Genomic DNA, 24,187 nt, shown 5'->3' with positions numbered 1-24,187 from the left:
CGTGACACCCAATCAAAACACAGGTCTTTACCCTGTGACCACCTTGCTGCACCGTTCAAATCTGCGTTAGAGCCCCGCGAAACAGGTGATTTGAAGATGATACGCGCGCTTTTCGCATTGGTCTGGCTGACCTTCGCCGTTCTTGCACAGCAAAGCCGGGCCCAGACGCTGGATGTCACCACGGTGACCCGCCCTCCGTTTTCCTATGTCGAAGACGGGGCCCAGACCGGATTTTCCATGGACCTGATCGAGGCGCTGGCCGAGGCACTGAACTGGGAGTACTCGGTCGACCGGGTCGGAACCTTCAACGACATGCTGGGCGCGGTGCAGGACGGGTCCGCCGATCTGGCCATCGCCAACATCTCGATCACCGCTGCGCGTGAAACGCAGATGGACTTCAGCCAGCCGATTTTCGAGGCCGGGTTGCAGATCATGGTCCCATCCGAGGCCATGCGGCAGCCGTCACTGCTGCATGCGTTGCTGTCGCGCGAATTGTTCATCGCCATCGGTCTGGCCTTTGCCCTTTTGCTGGGCGGTGGCATGTTGATGTGGACGTTCGAGCGCCGCTCGCAGCCCTATTTCGACCGCAAACTGAACGAGGCATGGTTCCCGTCATTCTGGTGGGCGTTGAACCTGGTGGTAAATGGCGGGTTCGAGGAACGGATGCCCCGCACCCCGTTCGGCCGTCTGCTGGGGGTGATTCTGGTGGTCTCGTCGCTGTTCATCGTATCGGTGTTCACGGCGCGCATTACTTCGGTCATGACGGTGGATGCGATCAGCGGCAGCGTGAACTCGGTCAACGATCTGTACGGCAAGCAGGTCGGCACGATCACGGAGTCCACCGCCGCCAGTTTCCTGAACCGGCGCGAGATCGAGTTTGTCGGGTATTCCGGCCTTGATGAGATGCTGGCCGCCTTCGAGGACAAGGAACTGGACGCCGCGGTCTTTGACGCGCCGATCCTGTCCTACTATGCCTCGCACGAGGGGCGCCGGATCGCCACAATGACCGGCGGTATCTTCCTGCGCGAAAGCTATGGAATTGCCTTCCCGACCGGGTCGCCTCTGGTTGAAGAGGTCAACCAGGCGCTGTTGTCGCTGCGTGAAAACGGCACCTATGACGAGATCTACCGCAAGTGGTTCGGGGTGCGGAACTAAAACGCTTAGCGTTTAGGCCTGTTCCTCATCCCCGAAAAACGGCGTCATCTGCGCGACAATCACCGCGTTTTCATCCAAGGCCCGCTGCATCAACGCCCGTTCGTCGGGGCCGATGTCATGGCCCTGCGCCTCGCGCTCGGCCAGGGTGCCATAGCCGGTGACATCCAGCGGCGCGGTATCGGCCTGTTTCAGAATGGCCACGGTTTCGCGCACGGCCTCGGCCTCGTCCACACCGCTGGCGAAACACATCAGCGCCGCCCCGGTCGCGCCTTCGGGCAGGCCGTCGCCATCCTTGCGGCCGATCTGCACAAGCAGGGTGTAAACCTGCTGACGAGAGGGTTTCTTTTGCTTTTCCATGCCGGGGCCATAGCCGCGCGTCCGCCCACGGTCAAGCGGTCGGCAATTGCGGGACGTCGACTGCGCGTTCATAGTTCCTGGACATAAACCGCAAAGGACCTTTCCATGGCGTACCCAGATTTCATCACCGACTTTCCCAGCCTTGACGTGCCCTTCCCCGAGGACGTGGTGCAATCCGCGGTGATCCGGTCGGATGCGGGGCTGGTGGCGTTCTTTACCTTCCTCAAGGATTTCGAACTGCCCGCGCATTCGCACAAGGCGCAATGGGGTACCGTGATCGAGGGTGCGGTGGAGCTGACCATTGGGGATGAGACCAGAACCTATCGCCCGGGCGACAGCTATTCGATCCCGTCCGGTGTCGAGCACGGGGGCAAGATCAAGGCCGGCACGCGGGTGATCGACGTGTTCGAGGAACCCGACCGCTACCCGGTCAAAGGGTAAACAAAAAAGGCCGCAGCGCGATGCTGCGGCCCCTGTCTGTTCTGCGCTCGGATCAGTCGCGCAGCAGCTCGTTGATCCCGGTTTTCGAGCGGGTCTTCTCATCCACCCGCTTCACGATCACGGCGCAGTACAGGCTGATGTTGTTCTTGGACGGCATCGAACCTGCAACAACCACCGAATAGGGCGGAACCTCGCCATACATGACCTCACCGGTTTCGCGGTCGACGATCTTGGTCGATTTTCCGATGAACACACCCATGCCCAGAACCGAGCCCTCGCGGACGATACAGCCTTCAACCACCTCGGAGCGCGCACCGATAAAGCAGTTGTCTTCAATGATGGTCGGGCCTGCCTGCATCGGCTCCAGCACGCCGCCAATTCCGACGCCACCGGACAGGTGCACGTTCTTGCCGATCTGCGCGCAGGATCCAACGGTAGCCCATGTATCAACCATGGTGCCTTCGTCGACATAGGCGCCGAGGTTCACGAAAGACGGCATCAGCACCACGCCCGGCGCGATATAGGCCGATTTTCGGACCACGCAGCTCGGAACGGCGCGGAAGCCAGCGGCCTGCCATTGGTTTTCACCCCAACCGGCGAACTTGCTGTCCACCTTGTCCCACCAGCCGCCAGCCTGCGGGCCGCCGTTCTGGATTTCCATATCCTTGATGCGGAAGCCCAGCAGAACGGCCTTTTTGGCCCACTGGTTCACGTGCCAGTCGCCGCTCTCCAGTTTTTCGGCCACACGCAGCGAGCCACTGTCCAGCGCGTTCAGCGTATCTTCGATCGCTTCACGGGTCTCGCCGGTGGTGGCGGGGGTGATGGTGTCGCGCGCCTCCCAGGCGGCTTCGATGGCGGCTTCCAGTTGCGCGTTGGACATGAGTGGGCTCCCTGCAGAATCTGTTCACGTTGGTGTTGCCTATACGCAAGCGAAGGACTGGCCGCAATGCGACGCTGAACGCGCGCTTTGCGGCTGTTTGCTGCGGTTTTATACTCCCAGCGGGTCCGGAGAGATATTGCCGCCGCAGATCAGCGCCGCCACCCGCTCACCCGGTTCCGGCTGGTAGGCCCCCGATAGCAGCGCCGCCAGGGCCGTCGCACCTGCCGGTTCCACAAGAATCCGATGCGCTTGCCACAGGGCTTGCTGCGCCTCGGCAATGGCCTCATCCCGCACCAGAACCGAAGTCACCCCCTGCGCCAGCCCGAAACAGATCGACCCGATCCGCCGCGCGCCCAGCGCATTGACGGCAATGCCCGAGACCGTGACATCCACCGGCGCCCCCGCCTGCAAGGCCGCGTTCAGCGCGCAGGAGGTCTCGGGTTCAACCGCCACAACCTTGCGCGCGCCCTGAAACCAGCCCAGCGCCCCCGCGATCAATCCGCCGCCGCCAACAGCGATCAGAACGGTGTCGGCCCGCAGGCCCTGCGCCTCCCACTCGGCGAAACAGGTGCCCTGCCCGGCCACGGTGGCGGGCGCGTCATAGGCATGGATCTGCATTGCGCCGGTTGCCTCTTCGTGCTGCTGCGCCCCGGTCAGTGCGTTGGCATATTCACCCGGCACCACGCTCAGATCGGCACCGGTCTGTTCGATCAGGGCAATCTTGGACGGCCCGGCAATCTCCGGCACGAATATCTTGGCCGGATAGCCCAACGACCGCGCCGCATAAGCCGCTGCAGCGCCATGATTGCCGCCGGATGCGGCCACGACACCGGCCTCGGGCACATCCGAACTCAGCAACGTGTTGAACGCCCCACGCGCCTTGAAACTGCCGGTGTGTTGCAGATGCTCCAGCTTCATCCCGACCGGAAAGGCCAGCCCCACGGCGGTGCTTTCCATCACCGGCGTCACCTGCGCATATCCGGCGATCCGGTCGGCGGCTGCTGAAATTTCACTCTTCCAATTCATTGTTGTTCTTCCGTGACTGGCGCTCTGGCCGCGAACCCTATAGCTGTTTCAGGAACACGCAAGCAGGGAACCATCACCCATGAGAGAAGACCGCCTGAGCCCTTTCCGTGACGCACAGACCGACCGCTCGACCGCGAGCGAGGTGCCGGACACGCCGCAAACGCGCTCGCCCGCCTATCGCCTTGCCTTTGCCGACGACGATTTCCTGTGCCGGGATGAGCTGCGCCCGGTGCGCCTGCAGCTGGAATTGCTGAAACCCGAGATGATCATGACCGAGCGCGAGATCACCTCGACCATCGTCATGTTCGGCGGGGCACGCATTCCGGAACCGTCGCAGAAACACACCGCCCGGACCCAGACCTTGGCCAACCTGTCGGAATACTATGACGAGGCCCGCGAATTCGCCCGGTTGATGACCGAGAAGTCAAACCAGACCGGCTGCCGCGAGAATGTCATCGTCACCGGCGGCGGCCCCGGAGTGATGGAGGCCGGGAATCGCGGCGCCCAGGATGCTGGAGGCTGTTCCATCGGGTTGAACATCGTGCTGCCGCATGAACAGGCGCCCAATCTTTATGTAACGCCCGATCTCAGCTTCAATTTTCACTATTTCGCCATCCGCAAGATGCATTTCCTGATGCGCGCCCGCGCCATCACCATCTTCCCCGGCGGGTTCGGCACCATGGATGAGCTGTTCGAATCCCTCACCCTGATCCAGACCGGTCGGATGGAACGTGTCCCTTTCCTGCTGTTCGGTCGCGCATTCTGGGAAACCGTCATCAACTGGGAGGCGCTGGCCGATGCGGGCACCATCTCGGACGAGGACCTCGACCTGTTCCGTTTTGTCGATACCGCGCAAGAGGCGGTGGATATCATCGAGAACTGGGAACCCGCCCCGCCCCGCGACGAAATTCCGGGGCGCTGAAGCATGACCGTGAAGACCGGAGAGATGTTGCATCTGCGCGGTATTGCGTTGGACGCAGGCGATCCCGTGGCGCTGCCGCTGACCCAAAGCAGCATGTATCATCTGCCCGGTGCGACCGATGGCCTGCCCACCTATGGCCGGGTCGACAACCCCACATGGCAGCATCTGGAACACGTTCTGGCCCATCTTGAGGACGCGCCTTGCCTGACCTTCCCGTCGGGCATGGGGGCAATCTCAGCCGCGCTGTTTACGACCCTGAAAGCCGGATCGCGCCTGCTGATCCCGTCGGATGGGTATTACGTCACGCGGGTTTTGGCCGACCGGTTTCTGTCCGGGCTGGGTGTTTCCGTCACCGAACGCCCGACAATCGCGTTTACCGAAGGCGGGTTTGACGGGTTTGATGTGGTTTTTGTCGAAAGCCCCTCAAACCCCGGGCTGGATATGTTGGACCTGCCGGCCATCGCCTCAGCTGTGCGCGCAGCCGGGGGCATCACGATTGCCGACAACACAACCCTGACGCCGCTGGGCCAGCGCCCGCTGGATATGGGTGTCGATGTGGTGGTGGCCTCGGACACCAAAGCCATGGGCGGGCATTCCGACCTGCTGATGGGCCATGTGACCAGCCGCAACCCGCAGATCATGGAGCGGGTCGAGGAATGGCGGCGCGTCTCGGGCGCGATCCCCGGCCCGCATGAGGCCTGGCTGCTGCATCGCGGATTAGAGACGTTGGACGTGCGTTTCGACCGTATGTGTAGCTCGGCGCAGGTGCTGGCAGAACGACTGGCAGGGCACCCGGCAGTCAACAAGATCCGCTATCCTGGCTTGCCCGGCGACCCTTCACATATGCTGGCAAAGGCCCAGACCGCACGGTTCGGGTTCTTGCTGTCGATCACGCTCGCGTCGGAAGACAAGGCCGAAACCTTCATCAACGCCTGCCCGATGCTGCGGCCCGCCACCTCCTTTGGCGGCGTCCACAGTTCCGCCGAGCGCCGCGCGCGGTGGGGTGACGATGTCGACCCCGCTTTCATCCGCCTGTCGGTCGGGTGCGAGCCGGTGGAAGAGCTGTGGCAGGCGATTGAGGCCAGCCTGAACGCTCTGTAGCTACTTCTTGGGCTCGCGCAGTTCCGGGAACACAAAGATCGGCAACACGATGCTGCCGATCAGCGCACCCAGCCAGACCAGCAGCGTTGCGGCCAGCAGGTTGGCAATCCCTCCGATGGTCAAGCCGTTGGTGATCCAATCTGTCACCAGCAAACCCACAAACGTCACGATCAGCGCGATGCCGCCCTTGATCGAGGGTGCTTTCTTTTCCCCCAGTTTCAGGATCAGGGGTTCGGCAATCACCTGAACCAGCGTAAAGACGATCACCACCACAATGAACGAGATCGGCCGGATCGCAAATTCCGACAACAGCAGCGCCGCCAGCAGCAACCCGATGGCATTCCCGGCCAGCAGGGCCAGAACGGACTTGAGTCTGCGTGTCATGAGGGTCTCCGTCAAAAACAATTCGAAACATGCATATGTTAACAGACCTGCGCGGATTTGCGAACGGTTTCAAAAGCCTCTTCCTTTTGGCCCCTTGAAAACGCATGATAAAACCCACCCTGTTCAGTCCGACCCGCGAGAAGTGAGATGAGCGACGATCCCTATTCCGCCCTTGGCGTCTCCAAGGACGCCAGCGATGCCGAGATCAAGAAAGCCTATCGGCGCATCGCCAAGGAATGCCACCCCGACCTGAAACCCGGCGACGCCGAGGCCGAAGCCAGGTTCAAGGCCGCTGCAGCCGCCTATGACCTGCTGAAAGACCCGGAAAAGCGCGGGCAGTACGACCGGGGCGAGATCGATGCCTCGGGTCAGGAACGCCCGCAGCAGCAGTATTATCGCGACTATGCCGAGGCCGCCGGAAACCCCTATCGCGGACGGGCGGCAGACCCGGACGACATGTCGGACATCTTCGCCGAGTTCATGCGTGGTCGCGGCGGGTATGGCCAACGCACACAGGGATTTCACGCGCCGGGGCATAATCGCGCTTACAGCCTGCAGATCAGCTTTCTGGATGCGGTGTTCGGGGCCAGCCAGAAACTGACCCTGCCCGATGGCGACCGGATCGAGGTGAAAATCCCCGCCGGTATCACCGGCGGCCAGACGATCCGCCTGCGCGGCAAGGGCGATCCGGGCTTTGGCGAGGGTCCTCCGGGCGACGCGCTGGTCACGGTCTCGGTCGCGACACACCCGGTCTTTGACCGTCAGGGCGACGACATCCACATCACCCTGCCGATCACCATTGATGAGGCCATTCTGGGCGGCAAGGTACCCGCCCCCACCATCGACGGCGGCGTCAATGTCAGCGTTCCGGCAGGCACCAGCAGCGGCAAGACCCTGCGCCTGCGGGGCAAGGGGGTCAAGAAACGCGGCTCAACCGAACGCGGCGATCAGCTGATCGAACTGACCATCACGATGCCTGACCAGATCGACGATGACCTCAAGCAATTCATGGAGACATGGCGCAAAACCCACAGCTATGATCCGCGCAAAGGAATGCCGTCATGAGCCTGACCGAAGAGCAACTGATCGCAACCATTACCCGCCTGACCTCGGCCCGGCTGACCGAATACCTGGCCGCCGAGATCGTGATCCCTGAACAAACCGATGAGGGTCTGGTCTATCACAGCCTCGACGTTGCCCGTCTGGAACTGGCCTGCGAACTGCATGATCAGTACGAGATGGAACCAGATGCACTGTCGATGATGATCTCTCTGATCGACCAGATGCACGGGTTACGCGCCGAACTGCGCGAGGTGCTGAACGCGGTCGAGGCGCAGTCCGACCCCGTGCGCCAGCAACTGATCGAGGTCATAGGCACAGCGCGATTCCGTCGCAGATAACGGGCTTTTGGACTCAGGGTCTTTGCCGTAAAAGGCCCCCTTGATCCAAAACCCGGTATGACCATGACCCAGTCCAGATCCGAATTGCTGATGCCCGCGGGCAATCTGCGCAAGCTGAAACTCGCCATCCTTTACGGGGCGGATGCGGTGTATCTGGGTACGCCGGATATGTCGCTGCGCACGAAATCCGAGTTCTCGCTGGAAGAGGTGATCGAAGGAGTCGAGTTCTGCCACCAGCACGGGCGGCGCGCTTACCTGACGCTGAACCTGTTTTCGCACAACAAGGACATCCCCAAGTTGGACGAATATATCGACACGGTGCGCAAGGTGAAGCCCGACGGGCTGATCATCGCCGATCCCGGTGTGTTCCAATATGTGCGCGAGCGGGCACCCGAGCTGCCGCTGCATATCTCGACCCAGGCCAATATCTGTTCCTGGTTGTCGGTGAAGTTCTGGCAGGACCAAGGGGCCGAGTTGGTGGTTCTGGCCCGCGAGGTGTCCTACCCTGAACTGGTCGAAATCCGCGAGAAATGCCCCGATATCAAGCTTGAAGCTTTTGTCCACGGTGCCATGTGCATGACCTATTCGGGCCGCTGCCTGCTGTCGAACTTCATGGCCGAGCGTGGTGCCAATCAGGGCAACTGTGCCAATTCCTGCCGCTGGAACTATGGGCTCAAGCTGCGCCTGAAGGACGGCACGCATCAGGAACTCCGTATCACCGAGGAAAATGCCGACCTGTTCGAGTTCCTGCTGGAAGAGGGCTGCCGCCCCGGTGACCTGATGCCGATCGAAGAAGATGATCGCGGCTCATATATCCTGAACTCCCGCGACCTGTGCATCATGCCCAAGCTGGATGAGTACCTGAAGATCGGCGTCGACAGCCTCAAGGTCGAGGGGCGCGGCAAGTCCGAGTATTACGCCGCCATCGTCGCGCGGGCCTATCGCATGGCCATCGACGATTATCACGCCGACCCCGAGAGCTGGGATCCCAAGCCTTACATGCGCGAACTCGAAACCGTCGGGAATCGCGGCTATACGCTGGCCTTCCACGAAGGGCGGCTGACCAATTATGCGCATGATTACGAGCACACGGCATCCATCGCGCAATGGGAATATGCCGGGATCGTCACCGAGGTCACCGAAGATGCGTTTCTGGTTGAGGTGAAGAACAAGCTGGAACCGGGTGACGTGCTGGATTTCGTCTCGCCCATCGCGCGCGAAACTGTGCTGCTGCGCGTCTACGATTTCGAACGCGCCGAAGATGGCGCGCGGCTGGACGTGGTGCATGGCAGCACGAAAACCGTCATCCGCCTGCCCTTCACTCAGTTCGATCACGAAGACATCGACGACCTGCGCGCCCGTTTCCCGGTCTATTCCGTCCTGCGCAAGGAGCGCGCCCTGACCGACGAACACTGGAGCCGCATCCGCTTTGACAAGCTGGTGCAGGGGCTGGAAACCACAGGCCGCGACAACCCCAACGCCTATGCCCGCCGCCGCGACGCGTTGGTGGAAAAGATCGGCGAGGATGGCAACGAACGCCGCTTCAAGACCAACCGGATCGGCACCGAGGGTTGTTGCGGCAAAGGCTGCAATGGCTGCCTGATCTTCTGGCAGGATGAGAAATACGCGCTGGCCCGCGAGGCGCTGTCGAAACGCAAACAGGGCGAACAGCTCAGCCGCCGCGAAGCCACGGCGCTGAAACTGCCCGGCGATGCTGTCTGACGTTCAGTTCCCGGCGATATAGTCTTCGGGAACAAAGAAGGTGTAGTCCCGGTCCGCCACCGCCTCGTGGCAATCATGGCAATAGCCGACCGCTGAGGCGCGGAACCCCATCGTGTCACCGAACAGCGATCCATCCGGCAGCACCATGATATAGCGCCAGTCGGCCGTATCGGGGCTGGCGCCCTCGGCCAGTTTCTCCATCACGAACAGGGCGCCGGGATGAATGTTGCCCTCATCCGTGACGGTGACGCTGTCCTTGGCCAGCACCGAGCCCTTGGGCAGCTTTTCGCCCTTCTGCAAGGTGCCGTAGTTATGCGCCATACGGTTGGCATAGCTGTTCACGAAACGCTGGCCATGGGTGGCCGAGATATAGGGCGCATCGTTGAACAGCGGCCAGCTTTGGTAATTCATCAACTCATCCAGCTGCGCGGCACCATAGCCACGCGCCATGCGCCGTTGTAGCGACCTGTAAATCTGCAACGCCTCGTCCTTGGACAGATCCGCCGGGTTTTCGATGGCAATATGCGCATCCTCACCGGTGGATTGCGCAGCCGCAGGGGCGACGGAAACGCCCGAAATCACCAACGCTGCAAGGAAAATCGAATACATTCGTTTTAATCGTAATAACATATGGATGGCCCACCTGGTTAATAAGGTTCGCCTGAACGCCGCTCGTCATGCCAGAAATAAGATAGCGGCCTTGAACAAACACGCCACGACTGAAAGGCGGCTTTCACCGCTTTGTGCGCAAGAGTGAAATGCGCCCATCCCGCCTTGACGGTCGAAATATATCAAATTTTGCATTCAAAAAACAGCGGGGCAAACATTAAATTATTGTCGCCCGCTGCAAGACAATCGAACGGGTCAGTTTTGCAGTCCGGCCTCGGCCTCGATCTGCTTGCGCGATTTGCGGGCGCGCTCGGTGGCCGATTTCAGCTGACCACAGGCCGCCATGATATCTTCGCCGCGTGTTTTGCGGATGGGTGAGGCGTAACCGGCCTGATAGATTATATTCGCAAAAGCGCGGATACGGTTGTTCGAACTGCGTTTATAGGGCGCGCCCGGCCATTCGTTGAACGGAATCAGATTGATCTTGGCCGGGATGTTGTGGCGCTTGATGTGGTCGATTAGGCGGTGTGCATCCTCATCGCTGTCATTGACGCCGTCCAGCATCACATATTCAAAGGTGATCCGCTCGGAATTCGACGCTTTGGGGTAGCTTGCCAGCGCCTGCAACAGCTCCTCGATGTTCCAACGCTTGTTGATCGGCACCAGCACATCGCGGGTTTCGTCCGTGGTGGCGTGGAACGAGATCGCCAGCAGGCAGCCGATTTCCTCGGCCGTGCGTGCAATCTCGGGCACCACGCCCGAGGTCGACAAGGTAATGCGGCGACGCGACAGGGAAATCCCCTCGGGGTCCATGGCGATCTTCATCGCATCGCGGACGTTTTCGAAATTATACAGCGGCTCACCCATGCCCATCAGAACGATGTTCGACAACAGACGGGTTTCATCCTTGGGTGCACCGGGAACCGGCCATTCCTCAAGATCATCGCGCGCCATCATCACCTGACCGACAATTTCCGCCGCAGTCAGGTTGCGCACCAGTTTCTGCGTGCCGGTATGGCAGAAGGAACAGGTCAGCGTGCACCCGACCTGGGACGAGATGCACAGCGTGCCGCGATCCTCTTCGGGGATATACACCACCTCAACCTCATGCCCGCCCGCGATGCGGCACAGGTATTTGCGGGTGCCGTCCTCGGACACCTGACGGGTCACAACCTCGGGGATTTCGATCACGAAATTCTCGGCCAGTTGCGCGCGATAGGCTTTGGCCAGGTTGGTCATCTCACCAAAGTCGCGCACGCCCCATTGATAGATCCACTGCCAGATCTGACCGGTGCGCATCTTGGCCTGCTTTTCCGGCGCGCCATGTTCGATCAGAACTTCGCGCAGCTGGTCGCGGGTCAGGCCGACAAGGTTAATCTTTCCCTCTGGCAATTTGCGGGGGATGGTCATGACATCTTGAGTGATCGGCGCTTTGGGCGACATGGGGCTATCTCAACGGATTCTGGCTTGGGATGCGCCTCTATATAGGAACATTCGCAAAGATCAAAAGGAATCGTACCAATCAATCGGCAAAGCGCAGCAATTCATCCACACGCGCACGCCCCAGATCGACGCGGCAGGATGTGATCGCGATGCCGGTTCCCGACCCTCCGCCGTATGAGGCACCTATGGCCTCGCATTGCGCATCCCTGTAGCTTTCCCAGGCCGATTGCGCGGCCTCAAGCGCTGGCTGAGCGACCAAGCGCCCGGTGACCTCATCCAGCTCTGCAGCGGCCTGCATTGCAAAGCCGTAGCTTTCCTCAAGCGCCAGCGCGACCCGATCCTCCATCGCGCTGACACAGGACCCGATTTCAACCTGTGATCCGGCGTCCGAACACTCCAATGTCGGGTCCGCCATAGCAGCGGTTGGCAACAACAATAAAAGCAAGGCGTGGCGCATTGTCCGGTCCCGATTGTGGCATTGCCGGGCGACGATACCACGCAACGGGCCAAGGCCCCAAATACAGATCGGCCGCACCGACCAAGCCGGCGCGACCGAGTTCATGTCCATCGGATCAGATTGACCCCCTCAGATACCCGCAGGCAGGATATCGCAATCTGCAGCGTCCAACGTTTTCACCGGATCTTCTGGACCGCACTGCTCACCCGAGACCGGGTAGGTGTCGGCGCCTTTTTCACAGGCGCTCAGGAACATAGCGGCGGTCATCATGAAAGCGACAATGGTTTTGTTCAGCATGGCAAGCTCCTTCCTTGTCTCTGAACTGATTAGTTCAGAAAGGCCGGTGACTCTCTTTGATACGGATCAATTTTTCAGGCAGACGTGGCGTCAAGCGGGCGTGTTTTGCCCAAAAGAAAACCCCCCCGGATGACGGGGTTATGCGTGTCTGCGGATCGCAATCAGTTCGCGCAGCGTTTCTGGGCATCCTCAAGTGCCGCAGTGAACCCCAGCAACGAGAACGTATCCTTGGTCTGCGTGCCGCGTTCGGATCGCGCGGTCACCACCGCCTCGGTGCCTTTTTTCATGGCGGCGATCACTTTGGGTTCCTGACCTTGCGTCGCGGGCCAGGCCCATTCGCCGTCAGTGATGAACTCGAACTCCTGATCGTCGATCCGGACATTGACCGAAGACCCGGCCGCAAACGGGTATCCGCCGGTAAAGGACACCTGACCGGCGACGTTTTCACTGGGGCGGAAAACCACGAACAGCAGGATGTCGCTGCGCCGCACCGAAACCACGCGCCCGCCGCGGGTGTTGACGGTTTCGTCGGGTGTCGCCACGCTCCAGCACTCGGTGGGATCTTTTTCGACGAACACGCTCCAATCCGTCTTGGCGGCCACGCGATTGGTGCTGGACGCCTGTTGAGCGGTTACAGTTGTGGCCATCCCTGCCACGCACAGGCCCGCGATCACGCGGACGAGTTTCGATCCCATTTGTCCAGCCTCCTAGCTCGACCTAAACCTCATACCCATCGGAAACACCTGCGCCCCTTGCCGGTTCGTCTGTAAGTTGCGTATTCCGATGATTGCCGACATACACACACTAACGCAGGTTTCGCCACAGGCGAAAGGGCGATTGGCAGAATTTTGCGCATATTTAGGAGGTCCAGATGACACAGCCCATAGCAATGACAGAACTGTGGCGCGGCCCTTTGCTGGAAAGTCTGCATCTTGGCCACGCGATGATCTGCGACGACAGCGGCCAGATCGTGCAAAGCTGGGGGGATCCGGACGTGACGATCTATCCCCGGTCTTCGGCCAAGATGATTCAAGGGCTTCCGCTGATCACATCCGGCGCGGCGGCGAAATACGGGCTGAATTCCGAGCATCTGGCGCTGGCCTGTGCCTCGCATAGCGGTGCGCATATTCATACCGACCGCGTGACGGCCTGGCTGGATCATCTGGGCCTTGCGGAACACGATTTGCGCTGTGGCCCGCAGGAACCAGAGGATATGGCGGCGCGCGACGGGCTGATTCTGGCCGACGACACGCCTTGCCAAATTCACAACAATTGCTCGGGCAAACATTGCGGGTTCCTGACCGTGGCGCAGCATATGGGCGCGGGGCCGGAATATCTGGAAATCGACCACCCCGTGCAGCAGGCCTGCCTGTCGGCGCTTGAGGACACCACGGGCGAGACCAGCCCGGCCTATGGCATCGATGGCTGCTCGGCCCCGAACTTTGCCACTTCGCTGGCGGGGTTGGCGCGGTCGATGGCGTGGTTCGCCTCGGCCGCTGACCGATCGGACCGGGCCAGTGATGCGGCGCAACAGTTGACCGCCGCGATGATCAAACATCCGGAACTGGTGGCAGGTGAAAACCGCGCCTGTACCGAGCTGATGCGCGCCATGAATGGCCGCGCCGCGATCAAAACCGGGGCCGAGGCCGTTTACGTCGCCGTCATTCCCGAAAAACGCATGGGTGTGGCGCTGAAGATCACCGATGGCACCACCCGCGCCAGCGAATGCGCCATCGCAGCCATTCTGGTGCATCTGGGCGTGCTGGAGGCCGAACACCCGGCCACCCGCAAATTCATGAACGCCATCCAATACAGCCGCCGCGGGATAGAATGCGGCGTGATCCGCCCGGCGCCGGGTTTCCCTGGCTAAGAGTCACATCTCGATCGGATGCACCTCGGCCACTTCGACGGAACCTGAGCCGTTCACAACCATGGGGCAGCCCTTGGCCATCTCGGTCGCGGCGTCGATGCTGTCGGCCTTGACGACGGTAAAGCCCGAGGCCGGATTGGCGCCGCCATTGTCGACGACCCCACCGGAACTGACCGTATAGGACTGGCCCACCGGGTTACCGGGGATGTCCAGCGCCTCGCCCATGTTCTGGAACCACGCGCCCCAGGCGGCCATGGTCGCTTCGATTTCGGCGGGATCGGTTGGGGTATGACCGCCGTGATAGACAAACAGAAATTGGGGCATTTCTCTTCCTCCCTGATGATATCCTTAAAATTGCGCTTCGAGCTTGCGCAGCGATGAGGTCCAGCCTTGGTTGTGGTTGGCCGCGATTTCATCGTCACCCAGTTCACGGTGATCCAGGATCAGACGCGCGCCCTCGTCCGCGGGTTCAACGGTCAGCGTCACGTGGCTTTCCGCCCCACGCTGATCCTGATCATCATGCCAGCCCCAAGTGAACCCCACCGAGTTGGGCGGATCGACATGGGTGACCTGCCCCGAGACCTTGTATTGCTGGCCCTCGGCGTTCTGCATGACCGAATACCACGGCCCAAGGCGCGAGAAATCCAGATCATGCTGAGGCACATGCATCCCTTCCGGGCCCCACCACTGCAACAGCTTTGCACCGTCACTGATCCAGGCAAACAGGTTTTCCGGGGTGGTCGGGAACTCACGTTCCAGTTTCAGGTCGGCCATGAGTTTTCCCTTTCAATCAAATCATTCAAACGGTCGAGGCTGCCTTCCCAGAATTGCCGTTTCGAGATGGCCCATTCGGCAATCGCCCGCAGCCCCTCGGGCTGGACGGAATACATCCGCTGGCTGCCCTGCACCCGTTGCTGCACCAGACCGGCCTCGCGCAGTACCTTCAGATGGCGCGAGATCGCGGCACCGGACATGCCGCGCCCGTCGATCAGGTCACCGGCGGGCAGTTCACCATCCTGCATCAATTGCTCGACAATCGAAAAACGGGTGGCGTCGGACAGGGCCGAGAATGCGGTCAGAAGCGTGGTCATGACCGCTGTTTAACATTTTTGTTAAATAAATGGAAGAGCCTTGCGTCAGACGTCAGCAAATGCCGCGCGGGAATAGCCCTGCAGATACAGCAGCGCCGTCAGATCTCCGTAATTGACCCGAATGTCGCATTGCTGCGCGACCGAGGGTTTGGCGTGCAGCGCCACCCCGGTTCCGGCCTTGCCCAACATGCCCAGATCGTTGGCACCGTCACCCACTGCCAGCACATCGGCAGCAGACAGGCCCAGTCGTTTGGTGATCTGCTCCAACGCGTCCACCTTGGCCTGCTTGCCCAGAATCGGACGCTGCACATCTCCGGTCAGTTTGCCGTTCTCAACCAGCAGCGCATTGGCACGGTTTTCGTCAAAGCCCAGCTGCTCGGCCACTTTGGCGGTGAAAGCAGTGAACCCGCCCGAAACCAAAGCCGCATAGCCGCCGTTCAGGCGCATGGTCGCAACCAGTTCCGCCCCACCCGGCATCAGCGTGATGCGTTCCTGCAGCACCTTGTCGATCACCGCCTCGTCCAACCCTTTCATCAGGCCGACCCGTTCAATCAGCGCGCCATCGAAATCCAGCTCGCCATTCATCGCCCTTGCGGTGATCTCTTTGACCCGGTCGCCGACACCGGCCTCGTCGGCCAGTTCGTCGATGCATTCCTGCTGGATCATAGTGCTGTCCATATCGGCCAGCAGCATCAGCTTGCGCCGCTTACCGAGGGGTTGCACGATCAGGTCGACCTCCAACAGCTGCAGTTCAGCCCAGACCGCCTCTTGATTGTCGGACAACGCCGGGAACCTGAACTCGGCCGCCTCATTCTCGCCCAGCCAGATCGGCTCCGACCCGCCCCAGGCATTGCAGAGCGTCTCGACCAAAGCTTCTTCAAGCTTAGGCGTGTTTGGGTTGGTCAACAGAGTGGCTACGTACATGGTCAGTCTCCTGCGGGCTGTTCTGCGCATATCGCACAGCCGACCAATTCACCAGAGACCTTGTTGTGTTCACAGCAGAATGCAGGGCCGCAACGGCTCAAGCGCAGACCGTCGGGCGCGAGATTGCCGAGGGCATGCTGGCCACCGAGTTCTCGTGCACCCGCGCCACGTTTGTCGGCGTTTGCGGGCGTGCCGCAAGGTACCGGATGACCACGGAATTCTGATCCCGACCCCGTTTTCCGCTTTACCGCCCAACCGATCCGGGACAGATTCAGCTCCGAATTGAGCAGGCGCAAAGGAATAACACCATGGGCAACCCGCTTTATGACCGACTGTTTGGCATTCACGCGGGCAAGCATTCCCCGTTCCTTCATCTGCCCGATGGTCAGACCCTGACCCATGCCGCCTTTCTGGATATGGCTGCGCAAATCGCCAACGCGCTGACCGGGTTTGAGTTGGAGCCCGGTGAGAGGGTGGCCGTGCAGGCCGAAAAATCCCCCGAGGCACTGGCGCTTTATGCCGCCTGTGCACAGACCGGGTTGATCTTTCTGCCGCTGAACACCGGCTACACCACAGCCGAGCTACAGTATTTCATCGAAAACAGCGGCGCCAAGCTGGTCGTCTGCGGCGATGCGAAAGCCGAAGGGCTCGCTCCCATCGCCGCCGCCCAAAATGCAAGGTTAGAGACGCTGAACGCCGACGGATCCGGCAGCCTGATGCGGCGGTCACTGGGTATGCTACCCGCGTTCGAGCCTGTTCGCCGCAGCGAGGACGATCTGGCCGCTTTTCTCTATACCTCGGGCACTACCGGGCGATCCAAAGGCGCGATGCTGACGCAAGCCAACCTGCTGTCGAACGCCGGGACGCTGGTACAAGAATGGCGGTTTACGCAGGGTGATGTACTGCTGCACGCCCTGCCGATCTTTCACACCCACGGGCTGTTTGTGGCGACCAATGTGGTGCTGGCCTCGGGCGGGTCGATGATCTTTCTGCCGAAGTTTGATCTTGAGGACATGCTGCGCCTGATGCCGCAGGCCAGCTCGATGATGGGGGTGCCGACCTTTTACACCCGCTTGCTGGACGATGACCGGTTCACCGACGATCTGACGCGACATATGCGGCTGTTCATTTCGGGCTCGGCCCCGTTGCTGGCCGAAACCCATGAACGGTTTGAAACCCGCACCGGCCACCGCATCCTTGAACGTTATGGCATGACCGAAACCAACATGAGCACCTCGAACCCCTATGACGGCGAACGTCGCGCGGGCACGGTGGGCTTCCCCCTGCCGGATGTGGACCTGAAGGTGACCGATCCCGAAACGGGCGAAACCCTGCCGCAGGGTGAGATCGGCATGATCGAAGTGCGCGGCCCCAACGTGTTCCAGGGCTACTGGCAGATGCCCGAGAAAACCGCCGCCGAGCTGCGCGCGGACGGGTTCTTTATCACCGGTGATCTGGGCCGTGTAGACGAGGACGGCTATGTCCATATCGTTGGCCGGGGCAAAGACCTGATCATCTCGGGCGGCTATAACATCTATCCCAAGGAAATCGAGCTGCTGCTGGATGACCAGCCCGGCGTGCTGGAAAGCGCGGTGATCGGTGTGCCACACCCGGATTTCGGCGAAACCCCGGTGGGTATTCTGGTGCCCGAACCGGGACAATCCCCGGACCCCGAGGCCATTCTGGCCAATGTGCAAGACGCTTTGGCCCGGTTCAAACATCCCCGCAAGCTGATCGTGCTGGATGAGTTGCCGCGCAATACCATGGGAAAGGTGCAGAAAAACGTCCTGCGCGAAGATTACAAGGACCTGTTTACCAAGGATTAGGGGTCAGCGGCACCCGCCCGGCCTCGGTCAGCAGCCAGCAGTCCTTGCCCTCGAACACCGCCGTGGCCAGCGGCTTGCCATAGCCCGCGCCAGTATCGAGATTGACACGATTCCCGCAATGTTCGGCCCGATCCACCGGCGTGTGCCCATGCACAACCAGCCAAGGGTGTGGACCGGATTCCATCAGAAACTCATTGCGAATCCAGACCAGATCATCCTCGGTCTGCTGTTCCAGCGGAATGCCGGGGCGGATACCGGCGTGCACGAACAACAACTCGCCTTCCTGATGATAGGCAGGCAGGCCGTTCAAAAAGTCGGTATGTGCTTGTGGAACGTCGGCGCGGGCGCGCTCTTGCACCTGAAAAATCCGGTCCCGGTCCGTGACCGCTACCCGATAGGAGGCCAGAGTCTCACGCCCGCCCAGACGTGGGTCCAGCCAGTTCAGCGTGACCGGCAGATGCTTGTCGGCGATCTCGCCCCCTTGCACGAACCGGGCAAACATCCGGTCGTGGTTGCCCTTGACCATCACCCAGTTTCGCCCCGCGCGCTGCCCTTCGATCAGCAGGTCCAGCACACCACGGCTGTTTGGCCCGCGATCTACATAATCGCCCAGAAAAACGACACGTGCATCCGGGCCGCCATCCTGTTCGACCAGACGCAGCGCGTCCTCCAGCATCTCATGCTGACCGTGGATATCCCCGACGGCGTAAATGGGTGATGTCACGACAGCGCCTCTTCAAAACTGCTCAGGTGCCTCGTGCCGTATCCCGGTCCATCTAAAAAGACAATGCCCGCGCTTTTCCGACGCGGGCATCGAATTGGTTACAGTTCCAGCGTCCACCGCTCAGGCGACATCGAACTCCAGCGGTTTGATCTGGGTGAACAGCCCGGTTTCCGCCAGCTTGGCGCGGGCTTCGGCCGGGACCGGCTCGTCGACGTAAAGCAGAGCGATGGCCTCACCGCCCGCCTCGGACCGGCCAAGCGTAAAGTTGGCGATGTTCACGTCATTCTCACCCATGGTCTGACCCAGCGTGCCGATGATACCCGGAACGTCCTCGTTCGTGGTGTAAAGCATATGCGCGCCCACCTCGGCGTCGATATTGATGCCTTTGATCTGGATGAAACGCGGCTTGCCGTCGCTGAACACGGTGCCCGCGATCGACCGTTCGCGCTTGTCGGTCACGACCGTCACCTTGATATAGCCGTCAAAAACACCGGTCTTGTCCTGATTGGTGGTCGAGATCTTGATCCCCCGCTCTTTCGCGACAACCGGGGCCGAGACCATGTTCACCTCGGGGTTGAACTTTTTCATGATCCCCGCGACCACCGAGCAGTTCAGCGCCGCCAGATTCATTTCAGCGGCCACGCCGTCATAAAGGATGTTGATGGCCTTGACCGGCTCGTCCGTCATCTGACCGATGAAGCTGCCCAGATGTCCGGCCAGTTTGATCCAGGGGCCCATGACCTTGGCTTCTTCGGCGGTGACGCTGGGCATGTTCAGCGCGTTTTCCACCGCACCGGTCAGCAGATAATTCGAGATCTGCTCAGCCACCTGCAGTGCCACGTTTTCCTGCGCCTCGGTCGTTGCCGCACCCAGATGCGGGGTGCAGACGACGTTGGGCAGGTTGAACAGGGCGTTTTCCTTGGCCGGTTCCTCGCTGAACACGTCAAAGGCGGCACCGGCGATATGACCGGATTGAAGCATCTCGGCCAGTGCTTCCTCATCGACCAGTCCGCCGCGGGCACAGTTGATGATGCGCACGCCCGGTTTGGTTTTCTCCAGATTCTCACGGCTCAGGATGTTACGGGTCTGATCGGTCAGCGGCACGTGCAGGGTGATGAAATCGGCGCGCGACAACAGCTCGTCCAGCTCGACCTTTTCGACACCCATCTTGGCGGCTTTCTCTTCGCCCAGATAGGGATCATAGGCGATGACCTTCATTTTCAGGCCCAGCGCGCGTTCGCAGACGATGCCGCCGATGTTTCCGGCACCGATTACGCCGAGGGTTTTGTTGGTCAGCTCGATCCCCATGAACTTGGACTTTTCCCACTTGCCCGCATGGGTCGAGGTGCTGGCCTCGGGGATTTGCCGCGCAACTGCGAACATCATCGCAATCGCGTGCTCGGCGGTGGTGATCATGTTGCCAAACGGTGTGTTCATCACGATCACACCTTTTTTCGAGGCCGCGTCTTTGTCGACGTTATCTGTGCCGATCCCGGCGCGGCCGATGACCTTCAGGTTGTCGGCTTTTTCCAGCAGGGTTGGGGTGACCTTGGTGGCGGACCGAATGGCAAGGCCGTCATACTGGCCGATCACCTCGGCCAGCTTGTCCTTGTCCTTGCCCAGGTCGGGCATGAAATCCACGTCGATGCCGCGATCGCGGAAGATCTGCACGGCGGTTTCGCTGAGCTTGTCAGATACGAGTACTTTGGGGGCCATATTCTCTGGTCCTTGAATTGTATGGAAAGCCCGGGCCTTGGACGGCCCGGTAAAAACGTCAGGCGGCTTCGCTTTGGGCCGCGATCTCGGCCTCGAAGGCCCATTCCAGCCAGGGCAGCATCGCCTTGATATCCGAGGTCTCAACCGTGCCGCCGCACCAGATGCGCAGGCCCGCAGGCGCGTCGCGATAGGCGCCGATATCAAGCGCGATGTTCTCGGCTTCCAGCCGCTTGGCTACGGCCTTGGCAAAACTCGCACCGTCCTGAATCCGCGCGTCGGTGAATTTCAGACAGACCGAAGTGTTGGATTGCGTCGCTGCGTCCTCGGCCAGATTGGCAATCCAGTCATTCTGGTCACAAAACGCGTGCACGGCCCCGGCATTGGCGTCCGCGCGGGCGATCAGGCCTTGCAGCCCACCGACCGAGCGCGCCCAGTCCAGCGCGAACAGGTAGTCTTCGACCGCCAGCATGGACGGCGTGTTGATGGTGGCCCCGGTGAAAATGCCTTCGATCAGTTTACCGCCTTTGGTCAGGCGGAAAATCTTCGGCAGCGGCCATGCGGGGGTATAGCTTTCCAGCCGTTCCACTGCGCGGGGGCTCAGGATCAGCATCCCATGCGCGGCCTCTCCGCCCAGCACCTTCTGCCAGCTGAAGGTGGTCACATCCAGCTTGTCCCAGGGCAGATCCATCGCAAAGGCCGCCGAGGTCGCGTCGCAGATCGTCAGACCCTGACGGTCATCGGCGATCCAGTCGCCATTGGGAACCCGCACGCCCGAGGTCGTCCCGTTCCACGTGAACACCACGTCATTGGCAAAATCGACCGAGGCCAGATCAGCGATCTGCCCGTATTCGGCAGTCTTCACCTCGGCATCGATTTTCAACTGCTTGACCACGTCAGTCACCCAGCCCGCGCCAAAGCTTTCCCAGGCCAGCATCTCGACCTTGCGTTCGCCCAAAAGCGACCATAGCGCCATCTCAACCGCGCCGGTGTCCGAGGCGGGAACGATGCCGATCTTGTAATCCGACGGAATGCCCAGCACCTCACGCGTGCCATCGATGGCCGCTTTCAGCTTGCCCTTGCCGACAGCGGCACGGTGCGACCGGCCAAGTGCGGCATCGGCCAGTTTGCTCAGATCAAATGTGGGGGGTTTGGCGCAAGGCCCCGAGGAAAAACGCGGATTTTCCGGCCGCGTGACCGGTTGTTGAATAGTCATCTGTATTACCCTTCCAGATACACGCCCCTCGTTGGGGAGGGGTGTCCCACCTCAACACCTAGAAAGCCCGCCGCGGCGCAGCAAGCAAAAAAGACGCTTTGAAAGTAGAAAACGACAACTTCATTTGTGCCCCTTGTGGTCACAAGTTTCCGATAGGCGGCAAATCGATGACTTCCGAAGGCCGCACCGCAGGCATTTGACTGTTTTTTAGGCAAAGCAGGCGGGACGCGGACAGAATCGGGCCCGGTCTCTTGTGAACAGGCAACGCGCCGGTGAAAGGAAGTCATGCCAAACACGCGGACCATAGTAGTGGTGGAAGAAGACCGCGAACGCGCGATTGCCATCGTCAACGCGCTCAAGGCGTCCGGGCCTTATGATGTGCATGTGATCGGCAATGTCTCGAGCCTGGCGCGCAAGATCGCGGCGCTGGTGCCCGATGTGGTGCTGATCGATACCGATAACCCCACCCGCGACATGCTCAAGGAACTGACGCTGGCCTCGGGGCCGCTGGAACGGCCCGTTATGATGTTCGTGCCGGGCGCTGTCGGGGCGATTCGCAGCACCACGCCCGTCGCCTCATAGATCGGGCAACTGTCGCGGCAGCGGGACGTGTTTTGGGCGGGCGCAATTTTGACCCGCAGGATTTCTGACGCCCCCAAAAAAGGCATCGACCTGCGGCGTGAGGTGCAAGCGCAGCAATTTACGCCGCATCGCAGCAAGTTCCCTAGATCAGACCTGCACCATTTCTCACGATACCACTATCGGCACGCAATGGCGTGTACCTTACAAATCCCTCCCAAAGTTTGAGAATGTCCGAGCAAAACCGCTCGCTCTCTGGCCCCTCCTTCTGGTCAGAACGTGCAGCGGCTTTTTTTACACCCGGATTTGCCGGGACCAAGAAAGGGACAGACCCAGATGGCGCGTCTCCTCGCAGGCCTTGTCGCCACCACCGCCCTGATCAGCGGAGCTTTGGCCGAAACGCTGAAGCTGGCATATGAGAACGGCTATTTTCTGGACGAAGGCCTGTTCGTGACATTGGAAGCGCAGGCCAACTGGAAGGTTCTGCTGGATGGCGTGATCGACTGACAACTGGACGGCACGCATATGCTGGCTGGGCCGCTGCTGGCCGCGACCATCGGTTACGGCACCGAGGCGCATATCGTCACCCCCGTCTCGATGGGCATGAACGGCAACGGCATCACCGTGTCGAACGCGATCTGGGAAGAAATTAAGCCGAACATCCCGGTTGTGGAGGACGGCCGTCCGCAACACCCGATCTTGGCCGAGGCGCTGGCCCCGGTGGTCGAGAACTACAAATCCGAAGGCAAGCCATTCAACATGGGCATGGTCTTCCCGGTTTCGACCCACAACTATGAACTGCGCTACTGGTTGGACGAAAACGACAACGCCAACCGCCCCGCCGCAGAGGAGATGCTGAGCCAGCCGGAATATGGGGCCACTCAAGGTGAAGACCTCGCCAGAGACCGTCCCCGGACCGGCTCAGGTTTGGTTCGAAGCCGTCAACCTGCATCAGGATGCGCAAGCCTAACTCGCGGCCTTGCAGGGCCTCGACAGTGGCGGGGCACAAACGCGCCTTCGGCACCGACACCGTCCCCGGCGCCTAGGAAGATATCAATGACGCCGATCTGGTGGTACTGGTCGGCTCAAATCTGGCGTGGCGTCATCCGGTTCTGTACCAACGCCTGACGGCCACGCGGCACCAAGATCGTGGTCATCGGGCTGGAGCCGGAGGGTATCGCAACGTTTTGCGACATGTAGATTGGCACCCAGAGGGTGGTGACCATCTGCAGTCAGGGTTTGAACCAGTCCACCTCGGGCAGTGACAAGGTCAACGCAATCCTCAATTACCGTCTGGCCACGGGACGGATCGGCATACCGGGCTGCGGGCCTCTGTCCGTCACCGGTCAACCCAACGCCATGGGCGGGCGTGACGTCGGCGGCTTGGCCAATGTGCTCGCCAGTCATCTGGAGATCGAAAACGCCGACCACCGCGCCGCCCTGCGCGATTTCTGGTCGGCGCTGTGGGTGATCCACACGGCAAAGCCATCCTGCGGGCGTTTATAACGACGGATATCACCAAAGGTCAGGTCATTGCCCCGATCCACTGGACCGGAGAAACCGCGCCCTCGGCTCGCATCAACGCGGTGGCAGTGATGCGGGGTTTTCTGACCACGCTGCCACAGGTGTCCAATCTGGGCCTGTTGTCGGGCCGTGCCCCGGCAGACATGCCGACCCGGGTCCAATTCTGTGTTCCTGCTTTGATGTCGGCGTGAACGCGAACCTGACAGCGATCGAGACCCAGGGACTGATCTCGGTTGAAGCCATTGGCGAGGCGCTGCAGGCCGGAACCAATTGCGGATCATGTCGCCCGGAACTGGCCACGCTACTGGCCTCGGCCCAACAGAAAGAGGCCGCCGAATAGAAAAACCCCCGCCAAGGCGGGGGTTTTGTCTGTTCTTGAACTGAGTTCACTCAGCTGCGTCTTGGTATGCGTCCATTGGGGGGCATGTGCAGACGAGGTTTCGGTCACCGTATGCGTTGTCGACGCGGTTGACGGGGGACCAGTATTTGTCGACGCCCATCGAGCCCGGCGGGAAGCAGGCTTGCT

29 protein-coding genes and 2 pseudogenes are annotated in these 24,187 nt (G+C 60.9%); 15 read left to right on the top strand and 16 right to left on the bottom strand.

Features of this window, described 5'->3' with window-relative positions; all coding sequences use genetic code 11:
* Positions 1–96: 96 nt before the first annotated feature.
* Positions 97–1,155: a transporter substrate-binding domain-containing protein gene (locus tag ACOQFT_RS03980; RefSeq protein ID WP_421596741.1), complete on the top strand. Its 1,059-nt coding sequence runs from the start codon at positions 97–99 to the stop codon at positions 1,153–1,155.
* A 12-nt stretch (positions 1,156–1,167) separates the two neighbouring features.
* Here ACOQFT_RS03980 and ACOQFT_RS03975 read toward each other — a convergent pair whose 3' ends face one another.
* The gene (locus ACOQFT_RS03975; RefSeq protein ID WP_421596895.1) at positions 1,168–1,512 is read right to left on the bottom strand and encodes a hypothetical protein; all 345 of its coding nucleotides are present in this window, start codon (positions 1,510–1,512) and stop codon (positions 1,168–1,170) included.
* 105 nt (positions 1,513–1,617) lie between these two features.
* Here ACOQFT_RS03975 and ACOQFT_RS03970 point away from each other — a divergent pair, with 105 nt between their 5' ends.
* Complete coding sequence (locus tag ACOQFT_RS03970; RefSeq protein WP_421596740.1) at positions 1,618–1,953, top strand: cupin domain-containing protein; 336 nt, start codon at positions 1,618–1,620, stop codon at positions 1,951–1,953.
* Positions 1,954–2,005: 52 nt separating this feature from the next.
* Here the strand turns inward: ACOQFT_RS03970 and dapD are convergent, their stop codons facing one another.
* Positions 2,006–2,833: a 2,3,4,5-tetrahydropyridine-2,6-dicarboxylate N-succinyltransferase gene (dapD, locus tag ACOQFT_RS03965; protein ID WP_421596739.1), complete on the bottom strand. Its 828-nt coding sequence runs from the start codon at positions 2,831–2,833 to the stop codon at positions 2,006–2,008.
* Between the two features lie 108 nt (positions 2,834–2,941).
* Complete coding sequence (locus tag ACOQFT_RS03960) at positions 2,942–3,859, bottom strand: threonine/serine dehydratase (RefSeq protein WP_421596738.1); 918 nt, start codon at positions 3,857–3,859, stop codon at positions 2,942–2,944.
* A gap of 79 nt (positions 3,860–3,938) precedes the next feature.
* On the opposite strand from ACOQFT_RS03960, the gene ACOQFT_RS03955 reads away from it, so the two are divergent.
* Both ACOQFT_RS03955 and ACOQFT_RS03950 read left to right on the top strand, forming a co-directional pair.
* Positions 3,939–4,781, top strand: a complete 843-nt coding sequence (locus ACOQFT_RS03955) for a TIGR00730 family Rossman fold protein (RefSeq protein WP_421596737.1) — start codon at positions 3,939–3,941, stop codon at positions 4,779–4,781.
* 3 nt (positions 4,782–4,784) lie between these two features.
* Entirely contained in the window at positions 4,785–5,882 is a 1,098-nt protein-coding gene (locus tag ACOQFT_RS03950; protein ID WP_421596736.1) for a cystathionine gamma-lyase, read from the top strand.
* On the opposite strand, the gene ACOQFT_RS03945 is transcribed toward ACOQFT_RS03950, so the two are convergent.
* Positions 5,883–6,266 carry a hypothetical protein gene (locus ACOQFT_RS03945; protein ID WP_170447154.1) on the bottom strand — a complete coding sequence of 128 codons (384 nt, stop codon included), beginning with the start codon at positions 6,264–6,266 and terminating at the stop codon, positions 5,883–5,885.
* Between the two features lie 147 nt (positions 6,267–6,413).
* On the opposite strand from ACOQFT_RS03945, the gene ACOQFT_RS03940 reads away from it, so the two are divergent.
* The 3 genes from ACOQFT_RS03940 (at position 6,414) to ACOQFT_RS03930 (ending at position 9,388) form a co-directional block, all read left to right on the top strand.
* Positions 6,414–7,331: a DnaJ C-terminal domain-containing protein gene (locus tag ACOQFT_RS03940; protein WP_421596735.1), complete on the top strand. Its 918-nt coding sequence runs from the start codon at positions 6,414–6,416 to the stop codon at positions 7,329–7,331.
* The gene (locus tag ACOQFT_RS03935; RefSeq protein WP_421596734.1) at positions 7,328–7,666 is read left to right on the top strand and encodes a hypothetical protein; all 339 of its coding nucleotides are present in this window, start codon (positions 7,328–7,330) and stop codon (positions 7,664–7,666) included. The genes ACOQFT_RS03940 and ACOQFT_RS03935 overlap by 4 nt, the downstream gene beginning before the upstream one ends.
* Before the next feature lie 63 nt (positions 7,667–7,729).
* Positions 7,730–9,388, top strand: a complete 1,659-nt coding sequence (locus ACOQFT_RS03930) for a U32 family peptidase (RefSeq protein ID WP_421596733.1) — start codon at positions 7,730–7,732, stop codon at positions 9,386–9,388.
* Positions 9,389–9,391: 3 nt separating this feature from the next.
* Here the strand turns inward: ACOQFT_RS03930 and ACOQFT_RS03925 are convergent, their stop codons facing one another.
* From ACOQFT_RS03925 to ACOQFT_RS03905, 5 genes are all read right to left on the bottom strand, one after another.
* A complete protein-coding gene (locus ACOQFT_RS03925) occupies positions 9,392–9,997 on the bottom strand; it encodes a cytochrome P460 family protein (RefSeq protein ID WP_421596732.1) in 606 nt (201 codons plus the stop codon).
* 255 nt (positions 9,998–10,252) lie between these two features.
* Positions 10,253–11,440: a 23S rRNA (adenine(2503)-C(2))-methyltransferase RlmN gene (gene rlmN, locus ACOQFT_RS03920; RefSeq protein WP_421596731.1), complete on the bottom strand. Its 1,188-nt coding sequence runs from the start codon at positions 11,438–11,440 to the stop codon at positions 10,253–10,255.
* Positions 11,441–11,519: 79 nt separating this feature from the next.
* Positions 11,520–12,008, bottom strand: a complete 489-nt coding sequence (locus ACOQFT_RS03915) for a lysozyme inhibitor LprI family protein (RefSeq protein ID WP_421596730.1) — start codon at positions 12,006–12,008, stop codon at positions 11,520–11,522.
* 18 nt (positions 12,009–12,026) lie between these two features.
* Positions 12,027–12,194, bottom strand: a complete 168-nt coding sequence (locus tag ACOQFT_RS03910; protein ID WP_421596729.1) for a hypothetical protein — start codon at positions 12,192–12,194, stop codon at positions 12,027–12,029.
* A 161-nt stretch (positions 12,195–12,355) separates the two neighbouring features.
* Positions 12,356–12,889 (bottom strand): invasion associated locus B family protein, encoded by a 534-nt coding sequence (locus ACOQFT_RS03905; protein WP_421596728.1) that lies wholly within the window; start codon positions 12,887–12,889, stop codon positions 12,356–12,358.
* 176 nt (positions 12,890–13,065) lie between these two features.
* On the opposite strand from ACOQFT_RS03905, the gene ACOQFT_RS03900 reads away from it, so the two are divergent.
* Complete coding sequence (locus tag ACOQFT_RS03900; protein WP_421596727.1) at positions 13,066–14,064, top strand: asparaginase; 999 nt, start codon at positions 13,066–13,068, stop codon at positions 14,062–14,064.
* A 3-nt stretch (positions 14,065–14,067) separates the two neighbouring features.
* Here the strand turns inward: ACOQFT_RS03900 and ACOQFT_RS03895 are convergent, their stop codons facing one another.
* From ACOQFT_RS03895 to serB, 4 genes are read right to left on the bottom strand one after another with little or no spacing between them, the layout of a single operon-like run.
* A complete protein-coding gene (locus tag ACOQFT_RS03895) occupies positions 14,068–14,388 on the bottom strand; it encodes a YciI family protein (RefSeq protein ID WP_421596726.1) in 321 nt (106 codons plus the stop codon).
* Between the two features lie 24 nt (positions 14,389–14,412).
* Positions 14,413–14,838 (bottom strand): SRPBCC family protein, encoded by a 426-nt coding sequence (locus tag ACOQFT_RS03890; protein WP_421596725.1) that lies wholly within the window; start codon positions 14,836–14,838, stop codon positions 14,413–14,415.
* Entirely contained in the window at positions 14,826–15,155 is a 330-nt protein-coding gene (locus ACOQFT_RS03885; protein ID WP_421596724.1) for an ArsR/SmtB family transcription factor, read from the bottom strand. Before ACOQFT_RS03885 ends, ACOQFT_RS03890 begins: the two co-directional genes overlap by 13 nt.
* Positions 15,156–15,200: 45 nt before the next feature.
* Positions 15,201–16,079 (bottom strand): phosphoserine phosphatase SerB, encoded by an 879-nt coding sequence (serB, locus tag ACOQFT_RS03880; RefSeq protein WP_421596723.1) that lies wholly within the window; start codon positions 16,077–16,079, stop codon positions 15,201–15,203.
* A gap of 65 nt (positions 16,080–16,144) precedes the next feature.
* On the opposite strand from serB, the gene ACOQFT_RS03875 reads away from it, so the two are divergent.
* Complete coding sequence (locus tag ACOQFT_RS03875; RefSeq protein WP_421596722.1) at positions 16,145–16,303, top strand: hypothetical protein; 159 nt, start codon at positions 16,145–16,147, stop codon at positions 16,301–16,303.
* An 84-nt stretch (positions 16,304–16,387) separates the two neighbouring features.
* Positions 16,388–17,905 carry a malonate--CoA ligase gene (locus ACOQFT_RS03870; protein ID WP_421596721.1) on the top strand — a complete coding sequence of 506 codons (1,518 nt, stop codon included), beginning with the start codon at positions 16,388–16,390 and terminating at the stop codon, positions 17,903–17,905.
* On the opposite strand, the gene ACOQFT_RS03865 is transcribed toward ACOQFT_RS03870, so the two are convergent.
* The 3 genes from ACOQFT_RS03865 to ACOQFT_RS03855 form a co-directional block, all read right to left on the bottom strand.
* Complete coding sequence (locus ACOQFT_RS03865; RefSeq protein WP_421596720.1) at positions 17,892–18,629, bottom strand: metallophosphoesterase family protein; 738 nt, start codon at positions 18,627–18,629, stop codon at positions 17,892–17,894. The two genes, ACOQFT_RS03870 and ACOQFT_RS03865, sit on opposite strands and share 14 nt — an antisense overlap.
* A gap of 120 nt (positions 18,630–18,749) precedes the next feature.
* The gene (serA, locus tag ACOQFT_RS03860) at positions 18,750–20,345 is read right to left on the bottom strand and encodes a phosphoglycerate dehydrogenase (protein WP_421596719.1); all 1,596 of its coding nucleotides are present in this window, start codon (positions 20,343–20,345) and stop codon (positions 18,750–18,752) included.
* Between the two features lie 58 nt (positions 20,346–20,403).
* Entirely contained in the window at positions 20,404–21,558 is a 1,155-nt protein-coding gene (locus ACOQFT_RS03855) for a phosphoserine transaminase (RefSeq protein WP_421596718.1), read from the bottom strand.
* A 285-nt stretch (positions 21,559–21,843) separates the two neighbouring features.
* On the opposite strand from ACOQFT_RS03855, the gene ACOQFT_RS03850 reads away from it, so the two are divergent.
* The 5 genes and pseudogenes from ACOQFT_RS03850 (at position 21,844) to ACOQFT_RS03830 (ending at position 24,001) form a co-directional block, all read left to right on the top strand.
* Complete coding sequence (locus ACOQFT_RS03850; protein ID WP_421596717.1) at positions 21,844–22,140, top strand: hypothetical protein; 297 nt, start codon at positions 21,844–21,846, stop codon at positions 22,138–22,140.
* A gap of 333 nt (positions 22,141–22,473) precedes the next feature.
* Positions 22,474–22,950, top strand: a pseudogene (locus ACOQFT_RS03845) (ABC transporter substrate-binding protein); the annotation flags it as partial.
* A 155-nt stretch (positions 22,951–23,105) separates the two neighbouring features.
* Positions 23,106–23,598: pseudogene (locus ACOQFT_RS03840) on the top strand (molybdopterin-dependent oxidoreductase); the annotation flags it as partial.
* 2 nt (positions 23,599–23,600) lie between these two features.
* Complete coding sequence (locus tag ACOQFT_RS03835; protein WP_421596716.1) at positions 23,601–23,852, top strand: hypothetical protein; 252 nt, start codon at positions 23,601–23,603, stop codon at positions 23,850–23,852.
* On the top strand, positions 23,849–24,001 hold the full coding sequence (locus ACOQFT_RS03830; RefSeq protein WP_421596715.1) for a (2Fe-2S)-binding protein: 153 nt from the start codon (positions 23,849–23,851) through the stop codon (positions 23,999–24,001). Before ACOQFT_RS03835 ends, ACOQFT_RS03830 begins: the two co-directional genes overlap by 4 nt.
* The last annotated feature ends 186 nt before the right edge of the window (positions 24,002–24,187 follow it).

The sequence above is a fragment of the Ruegeria sp. MALMAid1280 genome, from assembly GCF_049195285.1.
Lineage (GTDB): Bacteria > Pseudomonadota > Alphaproteobacteria > Rhodobacterales > Rhodobacteraceae > Ruegeria.
This window is presented reverse-complemented; position numbering and strand designations above follow the sequence as displayed.

Coding starts and splice junctions, on each gene's coding strand:
- ACOQFT_RS03980 (WP_421596741.1), top strand. CDS start 97: ATGATACGCGCGCTTTTCGCATTGGTCTGGCTGACCTTCGCCGTTCTT.
- ACOQFT_RS03975 (WP_421596895.1), bottom strand. CDS start 1,512: ATGGAAAAGCAAAAGAAACCCTCTCGTCAGCAGGTTTACACCCTGCTT.
- ACOQFT_RS03970 (WP_421596740.1), top strand. CDS start 1,618: ATGGCGTACCCAGATTTCATCACCGACTTTCCCAGCCTTGACGTGCCC.
- dapD (WP_421596739.1), bottom strand. CDS start 2,833: ATGTCCAACGCGCAACTGGAAGCCGCCATCGAAGCCGCCTGGGAGGCG.
- ACOQFT_RS03960 (WP_421596738.1), bottom strand. CDS start 3,859: ATGAATTGGAAGAGTGAAATTTCAGCAGCCGCCGACCGGATCGCCGGA.
- ACOQFT_RS03955 (WP_421596737.1), top strand. CDS start 3,939: ATGAGAGAAGACCGCCTGAGCCCTTTCCGTGACGCACAGACCGACCGC.
- ACOQFT_RS03950 (WP_421596736.1), top strand. CDS start 4,785: ATGACCGTGAAGACCGGAGAGATGTTGCATCTGCGCGGTATTGCGTTG.
- ACOQFT_RS03945 (WP_170447154.1), bottom strand. CDS start 6,266: ATGACACGCAGACTCAAGTCCGTTCTGGCCCTGCTGGCCGGGAATGCC.
- ACOQFT_RS03940 (WP_421596735.1), top strand. CDS start 6,414: ATGAGCGACGATCCCTATTCCGCCCTTGGCGTCTCCAAGGACGCCAGC.
- ACOQFT_RS03935 (WP_421596734.1), top strand. CDS start 7,328: ATGAGCCTGACCGAAGAGCAACTGATCGCAACCATTACCCGCCTGACC.
- ACOQFT_RS03930 (WP_421596733.1), top strand. CDS start 7,730: ATGACCCAGTCCAGATCCGAATTGCTGATGCCCGCGGGCAATCTGCGC.
- ACOQFT_RS03925 (WP_421596732.1), bottom strand. CDS start 9,997: ATGTATTCGATTTTCCTTGCAGCGTTGGTGATTTCGGGCGTTTCCGTC.
- rlmN (WP_421596731.1), bottom strand. CDS start 11,440: ATGTCGCCCAAAGCGCCGATCACTCAAGATGTCATGACCATCCCCCGC.
- ACOQFT_RS03915 (WP_421596730.1), bottom strand. CDS start 12,008: ATGGACATGAACTCGGTCGCGCCGGCTTGGTCGGTGCGGCCGATCTGT.
- ACOQFT_RS03910 (WP_421596729.1), bottom strand. CDS start 12,194: ATGCTGAACAAAACCATTGTCGCTTTCATGATGACCGCCGCTATGTTC.
- ACOQFT_RS03905 (WP_421596728.1), bottom strand. CDS start 12,889: ATGGGATCGAAACTCGTCCGCGTGATCGCGGGCCTGTGCGTGGCAGGG.
- ACOQFT_RS03900 (WP_421596727.1), top strand. CDS start 13,066: ATGACACAGCCCATAGCAATGACAGAACTGTGGCGCGGCCCTTTGCTG.
- ACOQFT_RS03895 (WP_421596726.1), bottom strand. CDS start 14,388: ATGCCCCAATTTCTGTTTGTCTATCACGGCGGTCATACCCCAACCGAT.
- ACOQFT_RS03890 (WP_421596725.1), bottom strand. CDS start 14,838: ATGGCCGACCTGAAACTGGAACGTGAGTTCCCGACCACCCCGGAAAAC.
- ACOQFT_RS03885 (WP_421596724.1), bottom strand. CDS start 15,155: ATGACCACGCTTCTGACCGCATTCTCGGCCCTGTCCGACGCCACCCGT.
- serB (WP_421596723.1), bottom strand. CDS start 16,079: ATGTACGTAGCCACTCTGTTGACCAACCCAAACACGCCTAAGCTTGAA.
- ACOQFT_RS03870 (WP_421596721.1), top strand. CDS start 16,388: ATGGGCAACCCGCTTTATGACCGACTGTTTGGCATTCACGCGGGCAAG.
- serA (WP_421596719.1), bottom strand. CDS start 20,345: ATGGCCCCCAAAGTACTCGTATCTGACAAGCTCAGCGAAACCGCCGTG.
- ACOQFT_RS03855 (WP_421596718.1), bottom strand. CDS start 21,558: ATGACTATTCAACAACCGGTCACGCGGCCGGAAAATCCGCGTTTTTCC.
- ACOQFT_RS03850 (WP_421596717.1), top strand. CDS start 21,844: ATGCCAAACACGCGGACCATAGTAGTGGTGGAAGAAGACCGCGAACGC.